Source organism: Pseudomonas sp. FSL W5-0203, from assembly GCF_001896155.1.
Lineage (GTDB): Bacteria > Pseudomonadota > Gammaproteobacteria > Pseudomonadales > Pseudomonadaceae > Aquipseudomonas > Aquipseudomonas paracarnis.
Genome location: NZ_MPOR01000039.1, coordinates 13,612 through 34,824, shown reverse-complemented (window position 1 = coordinate 34,824; position 21,213 = coordinate 13,612). Strand labels below are relative to the sequence as shown.

Here is a 21,213-nt window from a genome sequence, read left to right as displayed (position 1 = left end):
GCCCGTGCTCTTTGGGCTGACGTTAAGCGTATTAACGGCGGTGAGGGTTCATCACCCTGACCGCCCGATAATTGAGCCCGCTGATGTGCTGAATCATCACTCGATAGGCGCCACGACCGCGCTGCCCGCGATAGCCCGGCAAGTCAAAACTACGCACATTCTGCCCGCCCGCCATGGCATGCCCGGTATGAAAGTCCAGGGTGCGCGCTTCCAGGCGGTTGATCACATTCCTGATAATCCCTCCCCCTACGCCACGCAGCTCATTGAGAACAGGCTCAACGTCAATCACGAGTCGCTCAGGTTCCAGCCCGGAGGAAGGTCCTGAGCTTACCGGTGGCGCGGCGGGCTCTTCAGAAGCGGAGCCTCGGCGACCCACGCTCGTGACCCTGGTTTGCGGTTGTACTTCGGTGTGGGTCAGCCCAGCCGCAGGAAGCGGGCCGGCGCCCACCTTGCGTGCCGGGGCACGAAGTTCTATCCCGACAAACCCCAACCTCGCAAGCGTAAAACTAGGGTTACGCTCCGTTTGTGAGGCTATTTCAGCCTGCTCCCGGTGCTCGGTGGGCCCAATGTACCCATAGAGCCCGCCCCGTGCTGCCGGCGTCAGTCCGTAGGACAGGCGCTTAGTGTCTGCGGTGGCCAGTCGGTGTTCCAGAAAAAAGTCCGCCAACTCGCTGACTTCATGTTCGGTAGCGCCATGCCGATGGCCCAGCTCTTGCGCACCGGCCAATGCGGACTGCGCATAAAACGCTCTGCGCCGAACGTCAGTAGTGCTGAGCCGTTGATGCGCGTAAAAGGCGACACCCACCACTCCTGAAATCAGCCCAAAGTAAGCCAGCTCAACCCTGTATCCAACCTCTATACCAATCCCATGCCCGATCAACAACACCAGGAGCAGAACCGTCACCACCTCCAGCATCGAGCGGCGCTGCAAACCGTCTTCGTCTACATAACCCATGGGGTTGTTCCCCACCATCGTATACAGGTTCAACCCATCCACATCCCCCGCCGGGTCAGCGCTGATCCACCGCAACAACCACGGCGCGTAGTACCTGAAGCCGTAGTAATACAACCCGCTGGCGTCGCGCTCCTTGCCCGAATAACGTCGGGTTTTATAGTTCGCTTCCAAGGCGCTTTTTGCCGCCCACCAGGCGGTTGCGCCGAAAGGGTAATAACTTTCCTGGCTCAACAGGCCGGCTGCCTCGTCCAGCTCCAGGGTGCCGCTGCCCAAATGGTCGTCGAGGCTGAACCGCAGTTGCTCGTCCTGCATCTCCTCGGGGCGCTGCTGCTCCCACTGCAGCGCTCTGACCGAATGGCGCCCGCCCGGCGCGAGCATCACGTTCAACCACTCGCCATCCGGCCCGTGGCGATGCAGCTCCAGCCCTGGCAGATAAAGCACTTCATGGGTGTGAGCCTGCGTCTTGCCATGAGCCACGCGACGCTTGATGACTCGCTGGCCGGCGCCGTCGTACAGATACACCTCATCGTCATGTTCGCCATTGTCACGCAGCACCTGCGCGACGCGAACCAACTGGTTGCGTCCATTCCAGGTCAATGCCTGCCCAGGCGCCAGAGCCTGGAGATTGCCACGTTGGTCGAAGCCGTTACCCAGGCCCGGCGCCTTTGCGCCCTCGCGGGCAATCACGCTGTGATTACTGTGTTCGCCCACCTGCATCCGTTGGGTATAACCGCTGCCGGTGCTGGGCACATGGCGCATCTGCGTCAGATTACCGGCCGAGTCGTAGGCATAGTGGCGGGTGTAGCTGCCCCAGAGACTGTCGTCTGTGGCGCCGAACGTGATTCGGCCCGGCAGTGCGGATGCGCCAGTATTGCGCGCGTTTTCACGGCCAGTGGCCTTGATCAATCGCGACAGGCTGTCGTATTCGAATGTGCTTACTGCCTCCACCTGCACGTTGCTGGCCCAGCGGGTCGGCTGCGCCGCATCGCGGATGCGCAACACATTGCCGACCCGGTCGTAGCTATAGAAGAGGTCTTGCAGGCGCTTGCCTGCCGAATCCTTGAGGTGGGCGCTCAAGCGTGTCAAACGTCCATCGGTGTCCGAATACTCGGCAACGCTGACCACGCCATTACCCAGGCGTTCGCTCAACACCTGGCCCGAGGCGTTGACGCTGCGTTGATCCACCAGGGTCTTGCGCGCTCCGCTTTTGAACAGGATCTCGCTTTTCGTCAATTGGCCGTCGACACCGTATTGAGATTGCTGGCGATTGCCGCGCGCGTCGACCTGCTCCAGACGTTGCCCCAGCGCATCGTGCTGCCAAGTGGTGGTGAAGGTCTGGGCTTGCAACTGTGCATCCCGCTCACTCATGGGCAGCGGCCAGTCGGGCGCGGTGTGCGACGTGCAAAGGCGCCGGGTTTGCTCGGTGATGTTGCCTTGCACGTCGTAGCGCTCAACGAGCAACGTGCCTGCCGGGTCATCGTGACGAATCATGCGCCCACAACGATTGCGCGCCGCCTCCGTAGACGTCATGCCCGCGTAGGTCATGCGCTCGACACAGCGTTCAACCGCCACCTCCTCCGTGCGCTCGAATACCGCCACGGGGCGCAGCAACGGGTCGTATTCGAACCGCTGGCGCGTGCCTCGACTGTCCCACTGTTGCACGACCTGGCCGCCACTGCCGAGCAAGCGCGTCTGACGGCCCGCATCCACGCTGTCGGTGCTCAGCACTTGCCCGCCCAAACTATAACGATGAGACAGATTGGGCGGCACTTCGGGGTCGGCAGCGTGCAACTCAAACAACCTGGGGTCCCACTGTTGCTGCAACAGGCCGCGAGCGTCGAACACCTGCCGCGTGACCTGCGCGCTGGGTGATTGCTGCGCGGTATTGCGAGGGTACGCCACGCTGCGCACGGTCAACCCTCGCGGGTCGACCACCGTCAGCGTGGGCGTGTTGTGATGCAAAGAAGACATAACCTGATGACCTGAAAACCAAAGAAGCCTAGAGCCTAGTCATCAAGTCGGTGCCAGCCTGCGGGCCCCGCACGCTGCGCCGTGTGCGGCGCTTCCGAGGGTGTCGTGAGGCTTACCGGACGCGGCGCTTCATGGCACCGGCAGCCAACCGCTGAAAGCGCCTTGGGCATCCAACGGGCACCAGGCAAAGTCCCAGGCGGGCGGCGGCAATGCCGGTCGCGGCGCGGCTATCGAAGGGTGATGCTTCCAGTCGAACAGCGTGCAATCGCGCCAGCTCAGGACAATGCCTGCCGACGGGCTGTCGTCCGTCAGCACCCAGCGCGCAGCAGCGGCGGCCATGAAGGCTTCGATCGGTTCCTCATCAATCTGTGTGCGGTACGCCGAACTCAGCAACCAGCGGCATACGTTCAGATGGTACGTCCAGTCCAGCGGCGGCTGGTTGCGATAGGCCCAGGTCATGAAGGCGCGAAACAGGTTCAAGCCCTCCGGTGGGTCGAGCTTGAGCAACGCCGGACAGATGTCGAACAAGGTATGCCAGTGAGGCAGCAGGCGTGCATCCAGGTGCACGAAGCAGCGCGAATTACTCGGGTAATCAGGCAGCGCCGGTTGCGCACGCAGGCGCCGCGACGCCTTACTGACCAGGCGGCTGGCGCCGGCAGGCAATTGAGGGTTCATAGAGTGTTCTCACAATCGTGACGAGAGAATGCCTCCTGGTCACAGGAAGCCCAAGGCACACGTCAGGATGCGGGAGAAGCGCGGGGGTTGGCCGAGGGCCAGGAATAGCGCGGCGGCGCCTTGTTGCGCCGCTCATGGGCGACACGTGGGGTTTGCGTAAGACCGAGCAGCCAGGCCAGGCCGATCAGGAACACCAGGGCGACGGTAACCGCGTTGCACACCGGGCAGGCAAAGTAGTTCGAGATGTTGCTGGAAGACGGGTTTGCCAACCCTTTGTCGGAAATGGGCGACTGCCCGCCGTCCACAGAACAGAACAGCCCGCCGATGCCGTTGAGCTGCTGCCCCATCATCTGGCCATGCCCCAAACCGCAGGCGAACAGGTTCATCAGCACGCAGAAGTACAGGGCCCAGGCGATCAGTGAGCGGTCAGAGTGGCGCAATTTCATGGCGGCGACTCTACCACCGAAGCCATAAAAGGACGAAATGCGCCGCGCCCCTGTGGCAGAACGTCGCAGATTACGCGCACCGGCCAGGGTTGCTAGACTCTGTCCCCTTCTCGTTACTCCTTTTCAAAGCCTGGCGGAGCAGCTCCACGGCCCTACAGGCGTTTCACAGGATGCACAGTTGATGAGTACGTTATTCACCCGCCGCAAAGTGCTGACCGGCATGGGCCTATTGGGCCTGGGCAGCCTGCTGGGCGGCTGTGACTACAGCCCCAAGCTGAACTTCAAGTACGGCAAGGACCTCAGTGACAAGATCATGGGCCGTACCTTCAAGCTCAAGAACACCGACGGCGAAACCGTCACCCTGAGCTCGTACCGCGGCCTGATGCCGGTGGTGTTCTTCGGCTTCACCCAGTGCCCGGCCGTCTGCCCGACCGCCCTGGCCCGCGCCGCCCAAGCCAAGAAACTGATGGGCCGCGATGGCAAGATCATGCAGGTGGTGTTTATCACCCTGGACCCCGAGCGCGACACCCCCGAGATTCTCAACAATTACGTCAAGGCCTTCGACCCCAGCTTCGAAGCGCTCTACGGCACCCCGGAAGAAATCGCCGTGGCCGCCAAGGAGTTCGGGATCTTTTATGAAAAGATCCCCGCCGGCGACACCTATACCCTCTCCCACACCGCCACCAGTTTCGTGTTCGACACCCGTGGCAACCTGCGCCTTGGCTTGCAGGCATCCCTTACCGCTCAAGAGTGCGCAGAAGATCTGCTCACCGTCATGGAGGTCTGCTAATGACTGCCGTTCAACACCTCAAGCGTCTCACCCTCGGCCTCACCCTGCTGGGCCTCGCCGCCCACGCCAGCGCCCAAGTACAAGTAACCGACGCCTGGGTACGCGCTTCCGTACCCGGCCAGCCTTCCAGCGGCGCCTTCATGACCCTCACCGCCGACAGCGACAGCAAACTGCTGAGCGTCGCCTCGCCGGTCGCCAAAGACGTACAGATTCATGAGATGAGCATGAAGGACGACGTGATGCGCATGGGCCCAGTGGACTCGGTGGCCCTGCCTGCCGGCAAAACCGTCAAGCTCGACCCGAACGGCTACCACGTGATGCTGATGGGCCTGACCGGCCAGATCAAGGAAGGCGACCAGGTACCGCTGACCCTGACGGTGCAAGATGCCAAGGGGGAAAAGCAGGCTGTCGAAGTGAAAGCGACAGCCCGTGGGTTGGATGGCATGGACCATAGCAAAATGGACCATAGCAAGATGCATTGAGTAGGCGATTAAACCTACGGCCTTTTCTCCCGCGTAAGCGAGCTGCTTTTGAGCTTGATCTCAGGCGCCCCGTTAAACCACGCTGGCCGAACGCAGGCGGGGTGCCGAGTGGTGGGGGCATGTACTCGGTATAACTGTGTCGACCATCAGGCCGCCTTCGCGGGCAAGCCCGCTCCCACAAGGACTTCGTCTGGCGCTGATTCTGCGGGCAGTACATAGCCCTGTGAGGTGTCAGGTGGAGAGGAGTCAGCTCCATCACACGTCCCGCGCCATATGCTCCGCAATCCTGCCCCTCAACCAACGCTCCGCCGGGTCGTTGTCATGCACCCCGCTCCACACCATCGACAGCTCCGCCGCATCAATCGCAAACGGCGGGTCCTCGGCGCGCAGGCGTGTGCCTTCGGTCAATGCGCACGCGGCGTAATCGGGCACGGTCGCGATAATCTGCGTCCCCGCCAGCAACGCCCGCAACCCACTGAACTGCGGCACCGCCAGCACCACCCGACGCGAGCGGCCGATGCGGGCCAGGTCCAGGTCGATATTGCCGCTCAGGTCGCCAGAGAACGACACCATCGCATGGGGCCTTGCGCAGTAATCATCCAGGGTCAGCGGCGCCTCGCCGTCATCCCCGCGCAGGACCTTGCAGGGGATATCGCGCAGCTTCTTGCGCTTGGCATTGGCCGGCAGGTCGGTGGTGTAGCTGACCCCCACGGAAATTTCTGCGCTGGCCAGCAGCGAAGGCATCAACAGGTAATTGGCCCGGCGCACCACCACAATGATGCCCGGCGCTTCTTCGCGCAGGCGGCTGAGTAACGACGGAAACAGCCCGAACTCCGCATCATCGGACAAACCGATGCGAAACACCGCGCAGCTGGTGGAGGGGTCGAAATCCTTGGCACGGCTGACGGCGCCCGAGATGGTGTCCATGGCCGGTTGCAGCTCCTTGAGTATCGCCAGTGCACGCGCCGTGGGTTCCATGGCACGGCCGTTGCGCAGCAGCAACGGGTCATCGAACAAATCGCGCAAGCGGCCCAATGCAGCGCTCACTGCCGGTTGGCCGATAAACAGTTTTTCGGCGACCCGGGTCAGGTTTTTCTCGAACATCAAGGCTTCGAAAATCACCAGCAGGTTCATATCGACGCGGCGCAGATCGTTGCGGTTCATGGGTGCTATCCAAACGTTTTCCAGAGGGCCAGGGAAGCATGCACTGCACGCCTGGGATTGCATAGCTGTGCTGTCTTTTCCAGCACCGCACCTGGCGAAATTAACAACGATTAACTCGTCAGCCAGGCACTCGGGCAACAAGATAAAGCGCGTCTACACTGCACCCATCCACCGGGAACGTTCCCATCGACTGCGGATATTTGTCATGGCCCGACTCGAGCAATATGCCCCCCGGTTATCTCCCACCGGCGGCCTGTGCCCCCGGCGTGAGCGTATCGCCAAGCAACTGATCCTCGCCAACCTCGGAGAAAGCCTGGCGATTGCCGACCTGGCCCAGGCCTGCGCCTTGTCGCGCAGCCATTTTTCCCGCGCCTTCAAGTGCACCACCGGGCTGTCGCCCCAGGAATGGATTCGCCAGCAACGCATCCAGCGCGCCAAGGAATTGATTACCGGCTCGTCCCTGAGCCTCACGCAGATCAGCCTGGAATGTGGCTTTTGCGACCAGGCGCACTTTTGCCATATGTTCACCCGCAGCGAAGGCGTCAACCCCATGACCTGGCGAAACCACCACTCGCGTAGCAAACCTGATGTGATCGCTGCCTAGTGGTCTGCACGTACCTGGAATATGCTGGCCGCTTCCTTCCTCCAGAACCTGGGCAGCCATGAATGACTTGAGCGACCAGGCCGTGCATTTCGGCCCCTACCGCATCCACCCGCGCCAGCGCCTGGTGCTTGAGGCCGGCCGGCCGCTGCGCCTGGGGCGGCGGGCGGTGGACATTCTGCTGATCCTGCTGGAACACGCCGGCAATGTGGTGAGCAAACAGGAGTTGATCGCGCGGGTCTGGCCCAAAAGCGTGGTGGAAGACGGCAACCTGCGGGTGCACATGGCGGCGTTGCGCAAGGCACTGGGGGACGGCCAGGCCGGGCAGCGTTATATCGTCACGGTCGCCCAGCGCGGCTACAGTTTTGTTGCGCCACTGAGCATCGAACCCATGACGCTGCCCACCGACGGCGCGCCCCAACGCCCCAGCCATAACCTGCCCTTGCGCCGCACACGCATGATCGGCCGCCAAGCGCTGATCGACGCCCTGGTACAACAACTGCCGCAGCAACGCTTCATCACGCTGACCGGCGCCGGTGGCATCGGCAAGACCACCGTCGCCCTGCGCGTCGCGGAATTGCTGATTGGGCATTACCGCGACGGTATTCACCTGCTGGACCTGGCGCCGCTCAGTGCAGCGTCCATGATCCTGCCCAACCTGGCCGCCCTGCTCGGCCTGACGCCGGGCGAGAATGCGTCCCTGGCCAGCCTCGCCCGCAGCCTGCAGGCACGCCAGATGCTGCTGGTGATCGACAACTGCGAGCACCTGCTCGACGACATTGCCCTCATCAGTGAAACCCTGTTGCGCCATGCACCGCACCTGCACATCCTCACCACCAGCCGCGAAGCCCTGCGCGCCGAAGGTGAGCATGTGCAGCGCCTTGAACCGCTGGCCTGCCCGCCCGCCACCGGCAACCGCGCCCAGGCCCTGGGTTACCCGGCCATGCAATTGCTGATCGAGCGCGCCATGTCCCACCAGGAAAGCTTTGCCCTCAGCGACGCTGAACTGCCCCTGGCGATTGATATCTGCCAGCGCCTGGACGGCATTCCCCTGGCGATAGAACTGGTGGCCGCGCAAATCGAACGGTTTGGCTTGCCGGGCCTGCTGGTGCAGATGGAAGACAACTTTCGCCTGCTGACCCGTGGGCGACGCAGTGCCCTGCCTCGCCAGCAGACCCTGCGCGCCACGCTCGATTGGAGCTTTGACCTGCTCACCGCGTGCGAACAAATCTGCCTGCGCCGCCTGGCGGTCTTTCGTGGCGGCTTCAGCCTGGCCAGCGCAGCGGCGGTAATCGCCGGAGAGCAGGTGGCCCCCGCCGAAGTGCTGGGCTCGATTACGCAACTGGTGGCCAAGTCGTTGTTGAATGTGGAGGCCAGCGATGACGAGATGGTCTATCGCCTGCTGGACATCACCCGCACCTATGCCCTGGAAAAGCTCAGCCAGGCCTGCGAGCTGCATGCCACGCGAGAGCGCCACGCCGCCCGCTGCCTGGCACTGATGGAACAGGCCCAGGGCGATTGGGATTTGATCGCCACACAGCCGTGGATCGACCGTTACGCACCGCTGCGCGAAGACGTGCGTGCCGCCCTCGACTGGGGCTTTGCCGAGGGCGGTGCGCAGTTGCTGGCTATCCGCCTGACGGTCAGCGCGATGCCGCTGTGGCAAGAGTTGTCGTTGCTACGTGAGCACGGCGGCTATGTGGACCAGGCGCTGGCGCTGATCGGCCAGGTCAGCGCGCCCTGCACGCAATTGACCCTGCAACTGCAATTGGCGCTGGGCAGCCTGTCCTATCACGCCATGGGCGCTGCGCCTCGGACCATCGCGGCGTTTGAGGGGGCTGCGCGCCTGGCCGAGATGCGCCAGGACCGTGCAGGCCAGTTGCGCGCGGTCTCCGGGCTGATGGCGGTGAACCTGTGCGCCGGGCGCTATGGCCCTGCGCAGGAGCTGAGCCTGCAGTTCGATCGCCTGGACCCACGCACCGAGCCGTTGCTGGACCTGAGCGCCCAGCGGCTGCGTGCGCTGGGCCAGCATTACACCGGGAACCAGGCTCTTGCCAGGCACCACGCCGAGCAGGTGCTGCAGCGTATGTCCCAAAGTGGTCACGTGAACCGCTTTGCCCTCGGGGTTGGCGTGCAATACGACCAGAGCGTCGCCTCCTTGACCGTGCTGGCGCGAATCCTGTGGTTACAGGGTTTTCCCGAGCGCGCCTGGCGCACCGCCAGCCAGGCGCTGGAGCTTGCGCTACAGATCAACCACGGCACCTCGATCTGCTACACCCTGGCCCTGGCTGGAGTGGTGATCGCCCGCTACAACGGCGCCGAAGACGACGCCCAAGCCCTGCAAAGGCTGCTGCTGGAGCAGTCGCACAAGCATTCTGTGCAGTTGTTCCAGACCTGGGCCGGGCATTACGCCGGTATTCTTGGCCAACCGGATTGGCAGGGCCTGGGCCTGATCCAAGACACCTTGATCACCTTCGGCACCCATGCTGTGGATGTGCCAACCCTGGAACGCGCGCGCAGTGGCGCTGCGGGCTGGTGCGCCCCGGAGATTCTGCGGGTGTACGCCTTGCAGCTAGAGGATGAGCACGCCGCGCAAACCCTGCTGCTGGAGGCGCTGGGCCTGGCGCACCAGCAAGGCGCCCTGGCCTGGGAGCTACGCTGCGGCGCGTCCCTGGCGCTACTGTGGCAACAGCAAGGGCGCATTCAGCTCGCCAGGGACTTGCTCAGTTCAATCCATGCACGCTTCAGCGAAGGCTTCGCCACCCGGGATCTACTGCGCGTGCGCTGCCTGCTCGACGAGTTGCAGGACAAGCGGCCGGCCTGAGAACGCGCCCAGGCAAGGCGCATAGCCTTGTTGCAAACGCTCGACCTGGCGCGGGTCCCGCAGTTGCCCCAAGGCGTAGCTGCGCACGCAGTTGAGCAGGCGATAGCGCGGCGGGCCCAGGCCGGGCTCGACGCTCAGCAGCGAGACGTTGACCAGGCGCGCCAGCAGGTAAGACAGGTCGGCATGTTCGAGCTCGGTACCGGCCACCAGGTCACTCAGGGTGGGTAAGGTGACTGCCATCTTGAACAGACTCAACTGCAGAAACAGCCAGCACTGCGGCAGGCTCAAGCGCTCGTAGCTCCAATCCAGGGCCGCGGTCAGTGATCGATGGCGCGCCACCGCCGTGCGGCGTCCACGGGCCAGCACTTGCAAGCCCGTGCGTACTTGCATCTGCACACCGCCGATGCCCAACGCATCCACCTGGGCCGCCGCCAATTCCAGGGCCAACGGCAGGCCATCCAGGCGCCGACACAGGTCGCGCAGCGGCGCCACATCCTGAGGCCGCAAATCAAACCCCTGCTGATTGGCACGCGCGCGCGCCACGAACAGTTGCACCGCAGGACAGGCCATCGCCTGTTCGACATTGGCCGACGGCGCCGGCATCGCCAGCCGAGGCACGCGCACCACCCACTCGCCCGGGGCCAACAAGGCTTCACGACTGGTGATCAGCACGCTGATGCCAGGCGCCATCTCACGCAGCGCACGCAGTAGCTGTCGACACGCGCCCAGCAGCAGGTCGGCGCCATCGAGTATCAGCAGTAACTGACGCGATGCCAGACGCCGGCACAGTTCGTTGAGGCTGGCGGGCGCCGAATGCAACAGCAAGACCTTGGCCAGGTTATCGAGCAGCTCGCTTGGCGCTTGCACAGCGGCCATATCGACCCACCATACGCCGTCGCGATAACGCGGCAATACCCGCTCGGCCAGGGCCAGGGCCAGCGTGCTCTTGCCAATGCCGGCCACACCGGTGAGGGTCAACAACCGCTGCGCGGCCAACCGTCGCGCCAGCACGCCCACCAGTTCATCACGCCCCCACACCGGGCTGAGCCGTGCAGCCAGGTTGTGCTGAGGCAGCAGCGTCGGCAGCGCGTCCTGCGCAGGCGCAGCGAAGCAGTAACCGCGCTGGGGGTGATTGAGGATCCAGCGTTGGCCGTCCAGCGCACGACGCAGCGCGGCGATGTGCACGCGCAGGTTGCTGTCTTCGACGACGCTGTTGGGCCACACCCGTTCGATCAAGGTCGCCTTGCTGATGAAGTGCCCGGGCGCTTCAAGCAGTACCGCGAGAATATCCAAGGCTCGCCCGCCCAGCGGCACCGGCCAACCCGCCTTGCTGACCAGGCGCTGCTGCCGATGAAAGGTGTAGGGGCCAAAGCTCACCGCCGTACCATTTTGCATGTCCGTCACAGCGCTGAAACACCCGTGCTTGAGTGCCTGCGCATCCTTTTCCATGGGCTCGACGCTATCTTGCCAGTTGGCGATGACAGGACAATGCTGGCACGGGGAGCAATACGGACAATCGGGTGCCTGAGACGGACAGGGTGTCGTTAACTGAACTGTTGTCGGTATTGGGTAGGGTTCAGCCCGAGCTTTTCGCTGAACAGAAAGCGCATATGCCGCACGCTGCCAAAGCCGGCGTGGAAGGCCACGGTCTTGAGCGGCAGGTCGGTGGTTTCCAGCAGGTGCCGGGCCCGGTCGATACGCGCGCCCTGCAGGAACGCCATGGGCGTCATCTGCACGTCCTTGGCGAACAGCCGCGCAAAGTGGCGCGCGCTCATCCCGGCCAACTCAGCCATGGACTCGATGGTAAAGGGTTGATCCAGATGCGCCAGGACGTGGTTCTGCACACGGGTGATCGGGGTTTCCTGGGGCGCCACGGCGGCAGTCATCGGGCTGAACTGGGCCTGGCCGCCCTGGCGTTTCATCACCACCAGCAGCACCTTGGCTACGTCCACCGCCACTTGCTTGCCATGGTCCTGGGCAACGACCGACAGGGCCAGGTCGATACCCGCAGTGACGCCCCCAGAGGTGATCAGGCGCCCGTCCTGCAAATAGATGCGGTCGGTTTCGACGATGGCGTTGGGAAACGCCTTGATCAACCGCTCGGTGTAGTGCCAATGGGTGGTCACGCGGTGCCCGTCGAGCAAGCCTGCGTGGCCGAGCACAAAAGCGCCGGTGCAGATCGAGCCAATACGCCGAGCCCGTGGCGCCGCAGCTTTGAGCCACGGCAACAGCGCGGGGTGGCATTCGTTATAGGCGCCGGGGCCGCCCGGCACCAACAGCAAGTCATAAGCCGCCTGGGCCTGTTCCAACAGCAGGTCGGTCTGCACGCTCACGCCATTGGAGGCCTGCAACGGGCCGGGCTCAGTGCCGATGGTCAGGATCTGGTAGTGATCGGCCGCTGGCAGGTAGCGGTTGGCAATCGAAAACACTTCCAGCGGCCCGGCCATGTCGAGCAGCAGGAAGTCCGGGAACAGCGCCATGGCCACGGTTTTCATAAGCGGGAAATGTCCATCGAGAAGGAGTGCGGCGAGCATTATGGCACGACTTTAACTGTCAACCTGAAAGCGACAGTTATTCTATTTTCATCTTCTTAATCAATCATTCGTTAACCATTAACCTTCTTCTCAACGCAAGCGCCCTGCATCTCGCAGCCCGCGCTCACTTGAGGACTGGACCATGCTGACCCTTCGCAAAGCTTCCGAACGCGGCGCCGCCAATCACGGTTGGTTGAAGTCGTTTCATACCTTCTCATTCGCCAACTACTGGAACCCCAAGGAACAGGGTTTTTCCGACCTGCTGGTGATCAATGATGACCGCGTCGCCGCAGGCAAAGGCTTCGGTCAGCACCCGCACCGCGACATGGAGATCTTCTCCTACGTGCTCGAAGGTGCGCTGGAGCACAAAGACACCCTGGGCACCGGCTCGGTGATCCGCCCTGGCGATGTGCAACTGATGAGCGCGGGCAGCGGCGTGGCCCACAGCGAGTTCAACCACAGCCAGCGTCACGGCGTGCACTTCCTGCAAATCTGGATCGTGCCCAACGAAGCCGGCGCCAAACCGCGCTATCAGCAAGAGCATTTCACTGAAGCGCAAAAACGTGGGCGCTTGCAGTTGATCATCTCGCCAGAGGGTGCCAACGGTTCGCTGAAAGTGCGCCAGGACGCACGGGTGTATGCCGGCCTGTTCGACGCTGACGAAAGTGCCCGCCTGGAACTGGCACCGGATCGCTACGCCTACATCCATGTGGCGCGCGGCAGCATTGAGCTTAACGGCCAGCGCTTGCAGGAAGGCGACGGTGTACGCGTACGGGACGAACGCCAGATCCGCTTGAGCCATGGCGAAGACGCCGAAGTGCTGGTGTTTGACCTGCGCCCCAACGAACTGCCGCAAATGCCATGACGGTCGCAGTGATGGTCCCGCCAGCGGGACCATCGTTGGCATCGATAGTCACCATCAGCGCAATGAAGTTCTCTTAAAAAATGCAACGCGTAACATCAAACCCATGCCAAACGGCACCCAACTTAAATACTCGGAGCACACCATCATGAAACGCCAAATCCTGCTTAGCCTCGCTTTCTCGGTACTCGCTGCAAACGCTTTTGCCCACCCGGTTGTCGCTGAAGGCGGCGCGGATCGCCTGATAGAAACCCGTGTTGCCGAAGGTGGCGCGGATCGCCTGCAAGAACGTGGTCTGGCTGAAGGCGGCGCTGATCGCTTGCAGGAACGTGGCCTGGCTGAAGGCGGCGCTGATCGCTTGCAGGAACGTGGCCTGGCTGAAGGCGGTGCTGATCGCTTGCAGGAACGTGGTCTCGCTGAAGGGGGTGCCGAGCGTCTGCTGAGCACCCACGTATAACCCCGCACTGTTGGCGGGACACCCCAAACCGGCCTGATCAGCCGGTTTTTTTTCGTCTTCGATTTGCAAAGTCTCTACATCACACGCTGTCAGGCCGCCATCGCAGGCAAGCCAACGCCCACATTGGGATCGTGGGTGTATCAGGTCGTCTTCACACCCTGGGCGATCAGGAACTTCTTGCGATACGCCGCCGGCAGCATCCCCACCCGCTGCTGAAACAACCGCCTAAACGAATTACTGTCTTCATAACCCACCGCATACGTGATGCTATCGAGCGTCATACGTGTCGACTCAAGCATCTGCTTGGCTCGCTCCAGACGCAGGCTCTGCAGATAACCAATCGGTGTAGAGCCCGTGGCGTCCTTGAAGCGCCGCTTGAAATTACGCACGCCAAAGCCAAAGCGCTGGGCAACCTCGTCGATCACCAACGACTGCGCAAAGTGCTGCTCCAACCAATGTTGCACACGCAGGATCTGCGCATCACCGTGGCTCTTGGGCAACGACCACATCGCATAGGCCGACTGTTCGGTGCGCCCGGCATCGATCAGCAAGTACTTGCCGCAGGTATGAGCCAGCTCCGGCGAGCCGAAACGGCGGATCAGGTGCAGCATCAAATCCATCGCCGCCGTGGCGCCACCGCACGTGACCAGCCGATTCTCTTCGCAGAGGATCTGCCGCTCATCCAGGCTGACCTGGGCATATCGACGCCGGAAGAACCCGGCAAATGCCCAGTGGGTCGTCGCACGCAAGCCGTGCAATAACCCCGTCTCGGCCAGCATGAACGCCGCCGTGCACATCGAAGCCAACACAGCGCCTTGCCCATGCTGCTCACGCAACCAGGGGCCGTAGGTGGCGAACGTCGGCATGGCTTCTTTGAGGGTAAAGAGAAAACCGGGAATCAGCACCAGGTCGGTATGCGCGATCTGCGCCAGTGAACCCTGCACTTGCAGGCATTGCCCGCCCCACGCCGTCACCGGCAGGCCGTCCAGGGACGCCAGCGTCACCTCGAAGGGCGGGCTGTCGGCGAAGAGATTGGCCGCGCTGAGCATTTCCATGGCCAGGGTGGCACTGGCAGCGGAGCATTGGTCCGCCAGGAGCAAGGTGACGTGCATGTAAAAACTCCAGCTTGCACTTTTCGCATGTAATAAGTCATTTACGCATCTACCTTAGCCGATTCCGGCTCCGTACAGTGCAGCCATTGATCAACTGTCTGGCGTCTTTATGAATCTCTGGTTTCGATTACTGCATATGCTGTTGCGCCGCCCCTGGCGCAAACCGGTCCATGGCCTGGCCACCACAGTGGTGCGCATGCGGGTCTGGCCCCTGGATCTGGACCTGAACCGGCATGTCACCAATGGCCGATATTTCACGCTGGCCGACGTGGCGCGCATGGATTTTGTGCTGCGCACCGGCGCCTTTCGCGTGGCCCTGCGCCACAAGGCCATGCCGATAGTCGGCGATACCTGGGGCAAGTTTCGCCGGGAATTGAAGCTGTTCGAAGCATTCGAAGTGCACACTCGCATTCTCGGCTGGGACCACAAGTGGAACCTGATGGAGCACCGTTTCGTCAGCAATGGGCGAGTGGTCGGCGTGGTGGTGATGCGTGGGTTGTTTCGCTCCGCCAAGGGCACCCTGCCCCCTTCCGAGTTCGTCCGCGAGCTGGGGTTGGACGACACCTCGCCGCCGATGCCGCAATGGCTCAGCGACTGGTCATGCAGTTGCGATGAGATGAGTGCGCAATTACGGGAACAAGAGCGAGCCTGAAGGGTGTCCAGACCACCGAAACGCGACTAACCGCATGTCGCTATTGGTCACACTCCATCCTTTGCCCGAGCGGAACTCTCGCAGCTTTTTCCTTCACCCAACAATGCGTCTGAAATTCAGACGCACTCCTCAGGAAACTTGCCTATTGGATATTCGCCTTACAGGTCCCCGCCCATGCTCAGTACGACCAAGCAAGCCAACCCCCACTGGTATGACGTCCCTTTCCACTCTACCAAGCCCGATGGGCCACCTCGCCAGCCACCGCTGATCGAGCCGCTAACCACTCTCCCTGCCTTGGCTGGCGCGACGCACGCGCCTGCACCGAAAACCTACAAGGAAGGGTTCGGCGACAGACACGACCTGCAAACGCTGACCACGAAACTCGGAGACATCGCGAAGCAATTGGATGTGAACACCACGCCTCAAGCGATACTGGCTGCCTTGAGAGCCCCCCTGGATATTCATCCTGACTCATCGTTCCCTGTGCGCCCCAGTGAAGGCGCGACACTGGAGAGCTTTATCAGGGCCAAGGGCTGGCCGATACCTACCACCCAACTTTCGCTGACCGAGCTGATAAAGACGGTGAAACAGGAAGCCCTGACGCAGCCGATGGGTAATTTTGGTGGCGCGTTGTCGTGGTCAATACCCCTGAGCCAGGCTGAGCAGAGCCGACTACGCATTATCTCCATGAGGTCTGACTACCTGAACGCCCTGGATGCCTTGCTGGCCCAGCACCCGCTAACCCCCGAGGTACAAAGTGACCCCGCGCAAGCACTGGAGGCCCTGCTCAGTTCCTCCGCAGGCCAAACGCTAGGTAAACACCTGCAGGAGCAATCCGGCGGTATCGCCACTGCCAACAGCGCCACCGACTACCTGATGGCTGCCATTCAGTTGCAACTGGACCCCGAATCTATTACCGCCCCTCAACGTAATAACGTGGCGGGGTTTGACCTGGCGCACGCGCGCCACTGGGGCAAACCCGCGTCTACAGTGCTGGATACGTTGAGCAAGCATTTGGTCGACAGTGGCAGGATCAGCCCTGTGCTGTCCAAAGTGGCTGCGTATGTGTTGCTGGCCAAGAAGGCCCCTGTTTACCTGATCAAAGACATACCGCCCTCCGTGAGGCACGGCAGCCCAGCCTGGCTGAACCTGGTCATTACCGTGGCGAGCATTGAAGCGAGTACGCCGGGGAAAGTCCCGAACATGACGTTTGCCCAAGTGATGCAGGAAGGCGAACATGCAAGGGTGGCGCAACCCGAGGCGGCTGCGCAAGCTCGTACAGCAGCGCTGGTAGATTGGGGGGTTTGCCATAACGTAATTGCCCGCAAGGACGACACGCAATACACCGTGCAAGAGCTGGAAACCCTGAAAACCACCTTCACAGCCCGACAGCAGGACATGCTAGGCGCCTCTGCCGCCTTGGATCTGGAATTGCCCACCCGAGAAAAGATGGCCATGGCCGTACTGGTGGAACGGTATGGCGACCTGGGTGATCTGTTCAAACAAAAACTGATCAAGACCAGCAACATTCCGCGCAGAGGGCAGAACAAGGCACACACATGGCTACCCGGCCTGCATTCGATGCTCGACATCGCAATGATGGATCTGAGATTGCCCTATCTCTTTGAAGCCGCGAACAAACGTGTACCGATCAACGACTTGAACGCCCGCTACCGATTTGGTGTGAGCGATAACTTCGAAAAGCGCTTTGAGGAAACAATCAAGAAGAAAAAGATCGCCCTCGCCACGACGGTCAAACACCTGATCGCGCAGCTCCCCCTGGAAGACCGTAGAAACTTTGAGTACGGCAAAGTTACGTATTATCGAAACTCATCCACTGAGTTGGGTTTCTGGAGCAAGTCCGACCCGGTGTATGAAAAAAACCTGCTGGTGAAAATTGAACGCGACGGGCAATCCAGCGGCTACCGTATCGACCCGACCAAAGGCGAAATCGTGCCCATTGAAATGTGGGCGCTGAAAGAACGTGAATCCAGGGAGGCGAATGTAGCGTTCAACACCAGCGTGTTCGTCCCCAAAAGCGTCAGTGCCGACCACGCAAACGAACGCGCCGGCGCAACTGACGCAGCTATTGATAGTTTTGCTACCGACCGCACGCAAGACATTGCTGATGCCTTCGTTGAGCATTTCAATCTCGATGACCCGGATATCAAGAAATACGCCAGAGGGCAGACGACCCAGGACCTGGCGAACGAGAAAATCAATCAGGTAAACGATTTCTTCATGAACTTGATTCCTTTCCGCTCGGCAATTGAAAACTTTAAAAAAGGCAACAACGTCGAGGGCGGGTTTGACTTGGCCCTGGATGTGTTTGGCTTTCTCACAGCGGGCGCGGCCAATATCGGCAAACTCACCAAGGTCGCCGGCAGTGCCGCATCCCTTGCCACCAAGGTCGCGCGAACGGGCAAAGTCATCGGCATGGTCACCTTGAGCAACTTCAACCCTCTGGACGGGCTGGCTGACCTGGCCATTGGCGGCGCAAACCTGCTGAGCAAAGGGTTGACCAAAAGCACCGCGTGGCTGGCCAACATACGAAACACGGATAAAGCCCATGATTGGTTGAAGGCTATCAGCCAGGAGCATGGCAATGCATTGCTCGGTTCGATCACCTCCGGCGGGCGCTCGGTTGATAGTGTTGTGGTATTCAAAAACGATCAGTGGCACCACTACGACCCCATCACCCGTCAACCCTACGGCACGCCGGTGAATGGCTTCACGCCGAGAGTCCTGGCAACCCAGGGTGAAATCAACGGCACCCTCAGCGAGTGGGTCGCCAACTGGTTCAACCCGGCAAAACCCGGCATACCCATACCGGAGGCCTTCAACGACGCAGTTGACGCAGCAAAAGCAACCACCACAGGCCACGCGGCATTCAATCAGGGGTACAACACGCTCGCCCCGGCCAGCATTTCTGGCTATTCAGCAGAGCTGGGCATCACTCAGTTGAAAAAACTGGCCACGGACGCCACCGCGTCACCCGAGGTACTGGGTAGCCTGTCCAGGCGTATCGACGAGCTGGAGGCGCTGCCAGGCAAAGTCAAAACACTCTACGAAAAGCTCATTCCGCCCACAAAGCCATTGCCCGGCAAGCCCGCGACGCCAGAACAATTGCAGTTTGAAGAGGCGCTCGCAAGGGGGGCTCCGGACGGGATCAACGGCTTCTCACCGACAATGAAAATGCATCAATTGCGCGAACTGATACTGGACCCGAAGCTGACGTCTGCCGAAGTCGGGGCTCTGTTCAAGCATTTGCAAAAACGAGCAATGGAAACCAGCTTAGAGCTAAGCAGAAAATTCGCTGATGACATGACCGCCGCCCATGGCACTTTGATCGCCATGCCGCAAGGGTATTACCTGAGCCAGGTCAACGTTGCATCCGAGGGCGGCTGCGCCGCGTTGGCGAATACCATGGCTATGGCCATGCTCGATGGCTCGGAAAACACCTTGATCAGCAACTTCTTCCTCAGTCTGGCGCACCCCAAACACCCTAATACTGAAAGGTTCCGCGACAGCCTGGAGAGATTTCAAAACACCCTCAGAGATGATTTTCACTCTGGGCAGCTCACCCGCAGTGCGACCTGCGACAGGATCATCTCGGATTTGGCAACGGCCACCACCTCCAAAGCCTTTCTTATCAGCAATTCAAAGCACGGTGTTACCGCTGGCGTCAAAATCACGAAGGACCAAAAGATCTGGTTTTACTATGACCCCAACTTCGGGCTCGTCAAATTCTCCAAGGAGGCGGACATGCGCAGCGGTATGGAGCGTGCACTCAATAGTGGCCAGACCAGCCATTTGTTCCAGCCGCTCAAAAAGGCCGATGGGTACACGGTGTCTGAATTCAACGAGTTATACCTGATCAACAAGATAGGGGATCCTCGAAGTGTCAGCGGGCTGTATTCGGCAGCGATATCGGTGACCTAGAGCGCCTGCAACACGTTTTAAAGCGTGTGCGTGACCTTCAAATGTCGGGCATACCACGGCCGCCGCGGCACGCGCTTGAACAACCCCTTGAGCACGTCCTCATCGGCGCCGAAGGTAATGCGCAGGGCCAGCTTCATGACTTCCGGATCCATTTCCATCGAACGCCCTCGTTGCAGCCCCGGTGTGGTACTGCAGCCATGGGTGTCCGGTCCCAGCCAAGGGTCGCCTACTTCAACCCAGCGGCCCTGTGCAAACCAGGCTACGCCGTTGACTTCCAGGCGGCTCACCTCGCCTGGGTTGAAGCGTTCGTGGGCGCGAAACCAGTCTTCGATGCGGTCATCGATCCAGCCGTGGAAATGCCAGAACACCGGGTTTACATGGGATGAAAACGGGTCGCCCAGAAAGTCGTTCTCCGGCGCATACCAACGTGGGGCAAAGTCCGCGGGGTCACGGGCGAAGGGTACCGGGGCGCCGTTGGACGGATCGCGGGGCACCGAGGCCCAACGCATATGCAGCCAGTCGTGCAGGCCCAGTTCCATTTCCGAGCCCAACTGGCCCAGGGTCAACTTGGCCAGGTAACGCGGGTCGCGGTATTGGGATTCCCACACCTGGAAATTGCTGTGGTAGGTCTGGGCGGCCTTGATATCGCTGACCCACTGGGTGTAGTCGGCATCATCCGGCGCTGACCAACAGGGCGGCAGCGCGAAACCGTCGTGGTTGTCGAAGTAGCGCACAAAGCCCAGGCGATCACGCTCCAACGGCGGTTGCGGCTCGGGAAATTGCGGCCAGGACGGCAAGTCCTGCATGGAGCGTGCGGTGCCAAGCATATGGCGGTGCATGAAGAAGAAGTCGATGCCCGACCCATTGCGGTCCTTGCGCTTGCCGCGGGCGTCGCGCTCCTGGCCACGGGGCCCGGGTTGCCAGCCGATGCCACGCAGGGCCTCGCGTTTTTCTTCGGAGAGCTTGTGCCACTGATCGCGGGTGGCGTGCCACAGTTGGTGAAACAGCCGATGCTCGGGGGAAACCAGCCAGGCCAGCAAGGTCGGGTTGAGACCGATGCGCTGGCGGGCTTCGGGGAACAGTTGTTTGTGGGCGATAAAACGGTTGTCGCGTTCGGTCAGCGCCAAGGGCCGCTCAAGATCGAGGATGTGCCCGCTGAGGGTGGCGCTGCCGGCATTGCTGAAATCGGCCCAGACTTCATCTAGGGTCATTTTGAATTCATAGGCCGGCACACCGCCGGCGGAATCGCGGTCGATCAAGCGCCAATAGAGCACGGCGCCCTCGCCCGTCAGCACATCACCCAAGACGCGGTAGCGCGGCTCGCCGTCCGCACGCAGCTGCTCGGCGGTGTCCAGGTAACCGCGCAGGCCACGCCCACGGGGAGCGATGTCCAGCAGCAGCTCCAAGCCTTGCAGCGGCAGGCCCGCAAGGCCCGCATCGCGGCCTTCCAGGCGCAGGCTCCAGACGCCCCGCAGGGTGTTCGCCAGGTGCTGGCCCTGGGTGTCAGCGAGGTCGACCGTAGCTTCGCCGGGGGTGATGGGAAACTCGTCTTCCCGCGTCAACTCGCGATGGGCATAAAAGGCCGCAGGCACCGCTGCACCGGTCAGCGCCAGGCCTGCGATGAACCCACGTCGAGAGATTGTCATTGGCTACCTTAGGAAACGGCTTGATCAGAGCTAGAACGTTTGCAACCCGATGAAATTTACCGCCCTGCCCCCGCCACCTAAATTTCCCCCGTCATCGCTC

General features: G+C 61.6%; 16 protein-coding genes. 8 read left to right on the top strand and 8 right to left on the bottom strand.

Features of this window, described 5'->3' with window-relative positions:
* Positions 1-31 precede the first annotated feature (31 nt).
* The 3 genes from BOP96_RS24360 to BOP96_RS24350 all read right to left on the bottom strand — a co-directional run bounded on the left by BOP96_RS24360 (position 32) and on the right by BOP96_RS24350 (position 4,047).
* The gene (locus BOP96_RS24360) at positions 32-2,926 is read right to left on the bottom strand and encodes an RHS repeat-associated core domain-containing protein (protein WP_073454239.1); all 2,895 of its coding nucleotides are present in this window, start codon (positions 2,924-2,926) and stop codon (positions 32-34) included.
* Positions 2,927-3,055: 129 nt separating this feature from the next.
* Complete coding sequence (locus tag BOP96_RS24355; RefSeq protein ID WP_014718802.1) at positions 3,056-3,601, bottom strand: putative natural product biosynthesis protein; 546 nt, start codon at positions 3,599-3,601, stop codon at positions 3,056-3,058.
* A 62-nt stretch (positions 3,602-3,663) separates the two neighbouring features.
* Positions 3,664-4,047 carry a DUF2946 domain-containing protein gene (locus BOP96_RS24350; protein WP_003191740.1) on the bottom strand — a complete coding sequence of 128 codons (384 nt, stop codon included), beginning with the start codon at positions 4,045-4,047 and terminating at the stop codon, positions 3,664-3,666.
* A 181-nt stretch (positions 4,048-4,228) separates the two neighbouring features.
* On the opposite strand from BOP96_RS24350, the gene BOP96_RS24345 reads away from it, so the two are divergent.
* A complete protein-coding gene (locus BOP96_RS24345; RefSeq protein ID WP_003191741.1) occupies positions 4,229-4,837 on the top strand; it encodes an SCO family protein in 609 nt (202 codons plus the stop codon).
* The gene (locus tag BOP96_RS24340; protein WP_014718803.1) at positions 4,837-5,319 is read left to right on the top strand and encodes a copper chaperone PCu(A)C; all 483 of its coding nucleotides are present in this window, start codon (positions 4,837-4,839) and stop codon (positions 5,317-5,319) included. Before BOP96_RS24345 ends, BOP96_RS24340 begins: the two co-directional genes overlap by 1 nt.
* Before the next feature lie 255 nt (positions 5,320-5,574).
* Here the strand turns inward: BOP96_RS24340 and BOP96_RS24335 are convergent, their stop codons facing one another.
* A complete protein-coding gene (locus BOP96_RS24335; RefSeq protein WP_073454237.1) occupies positions 5,575-6,483 on the bottom strand; it encodes a LysR substrate-binding domain-containing protein in 909 nt (302 codons plus the stop codon).
* A gap of 205 nt (positions 6,484-6,688) precedes the next feature.
* Between BOP96_RS24335 and BOP96_RS24330 the strand changes: the two genes are divergently transcribed.
* Positions 6,689-7,087 (top strand): helix-turn-helix domain-containing protein, encoded by a 399-nt coding sequence (locus tag BOP96_RS24330; RefSeq protein ID WP_014718805.1) that lies wholly within the window; start codon positions 6,689-6,691, stop codon positions 7,085-7,087.
* A 58-nt stretch (positions 7,088-7,145) separates the two neighbouring features.
* Positions 7,146-9,908: an ATP-binding protein gene (locus BOP96_RS24325; RefSeq protein WP_073454235.1), complete on the top strand. Its 2,763-nt coding sequence runs from the start codon at positions 7,146-7,148 to the stop codon at positions 9,906-9,908.
* On the opposite strand, the gene BOP96_RS24320 is transcribed toward BOP96_RS24325, so the two are convergent.
* Together BOP96_RS24320 and BOP96_RS24315 are read right to left on the bottom strand one after the other, a co-directional pair.
* Positions 9,855-11,357: a winged helix-turn-helix domain-containing protein gene (locus BOP96_RS24320; RefSeq protein WP_073454233.1), complete on the bottom strand. Its 1,503-nt coding sequence runs from the start codon at positions 11,355-11,357 to the stop codon at positions 9,855-9,857. The genes BOP96_RS24325 and BOP96_RS24320 overlap by 54 nt on opposite strands.
* Before the next feature lie 95 nt (positions 11,358-11,452).
* On the bottom strand, positions 11,453-12,403 hold the full coding sequence (locus tag BOP96_RS24315; RefSeq protein ID WP_019816841.1) for a GlxA family transcriptional regulator: 951 nt from the start codon (positions 12,401-12,403) through the stop codon (positions 11,453-11,455).
* A gap of 181 nt (positions 12,404-12,584) precedes the next feature.
* Between BOP96_RS24315 and BOP96_RS24310 the strand changes: the two genes are divergently transcribed.
* On the top strand, positions 12,585-13,307 hold the full coding sequence (locus BOP96_RS24310) for a pirin family protein (protein ID WP_014718809.1): 723 nt from the start codon (positions 12,585-12,587) through the stop codon (positions 13,305-13,307).
* A gap of 145 nt (positions 13,308-13,452) precedes the next feature.
* Positions 13,453-13,761, top strand: coding sequence for a hypothetical protein (locus BOP96_RS24305; protein ID WP_072434039.1), 309 nt, complete (start codon positions 13,453-13,455; stop codon positions 13,759-13,761).
* Between the two features lie 140 nt (positions 13,762-13,901).
* Here the strand turns inward: BOP96_RS24305 and BOP96_RS24300 are convergent, their stop codons facing one another.
* Entirely contained in the window at positions 13,902-14,873 is a 972-nt protein-coding gene (locus BOP96_RS24300) for a GlxA family transcriptional regulator (RefSeq protein ID WP_014718811.1), read from the bottom strand.
* Positions 14,874-14,982: 109 nt separating this feature from the next.
* Here BOP96_RS24300 and BOP96_RS24295 point away from each other — a divergent pair, with 109 nt between their 5' ends.
* On the top strand, positions 14,983-15,525 hold the full coding sequence (locus BOP96_RS24295) for a thioesterase family protein (protein WP_014718812.1): 543 nt from the start codon (positions 14,983-14,985) through the stop codon (positions 15,523-15,525).
* A 174-nt stretch (positions 15,526-15,699) separates the two neighbouring features.
* Positions 15,700-19,467, top strand: coding sequence for a hypothetical protein (locus BOP96_RS24290; protein ID WP_073454231.1), 3,768 nt, complete (start codon positions 15,700-15,702; stop codon positions 19,465-19,467).
* Positions 19,468-19,484: 17 nt separating this feature from the next.
* On the opposite strand, the gene pvdP is transcribed toward BOP96_RS24290, so the two are convergent.
* Entirely contained in the window at positions 19,485-21,113 is a 1,629-nt protein-coding gene (gene pvdP, locus BOP96_RS24285) for a pyoverdine maturation tyrosinase PvdP (RefSeq protein WP_019816837.1), read from the bottom strand.
* Between the last annotated feature and the right edge of the window lie 100 nt (positions 21,114-21,213).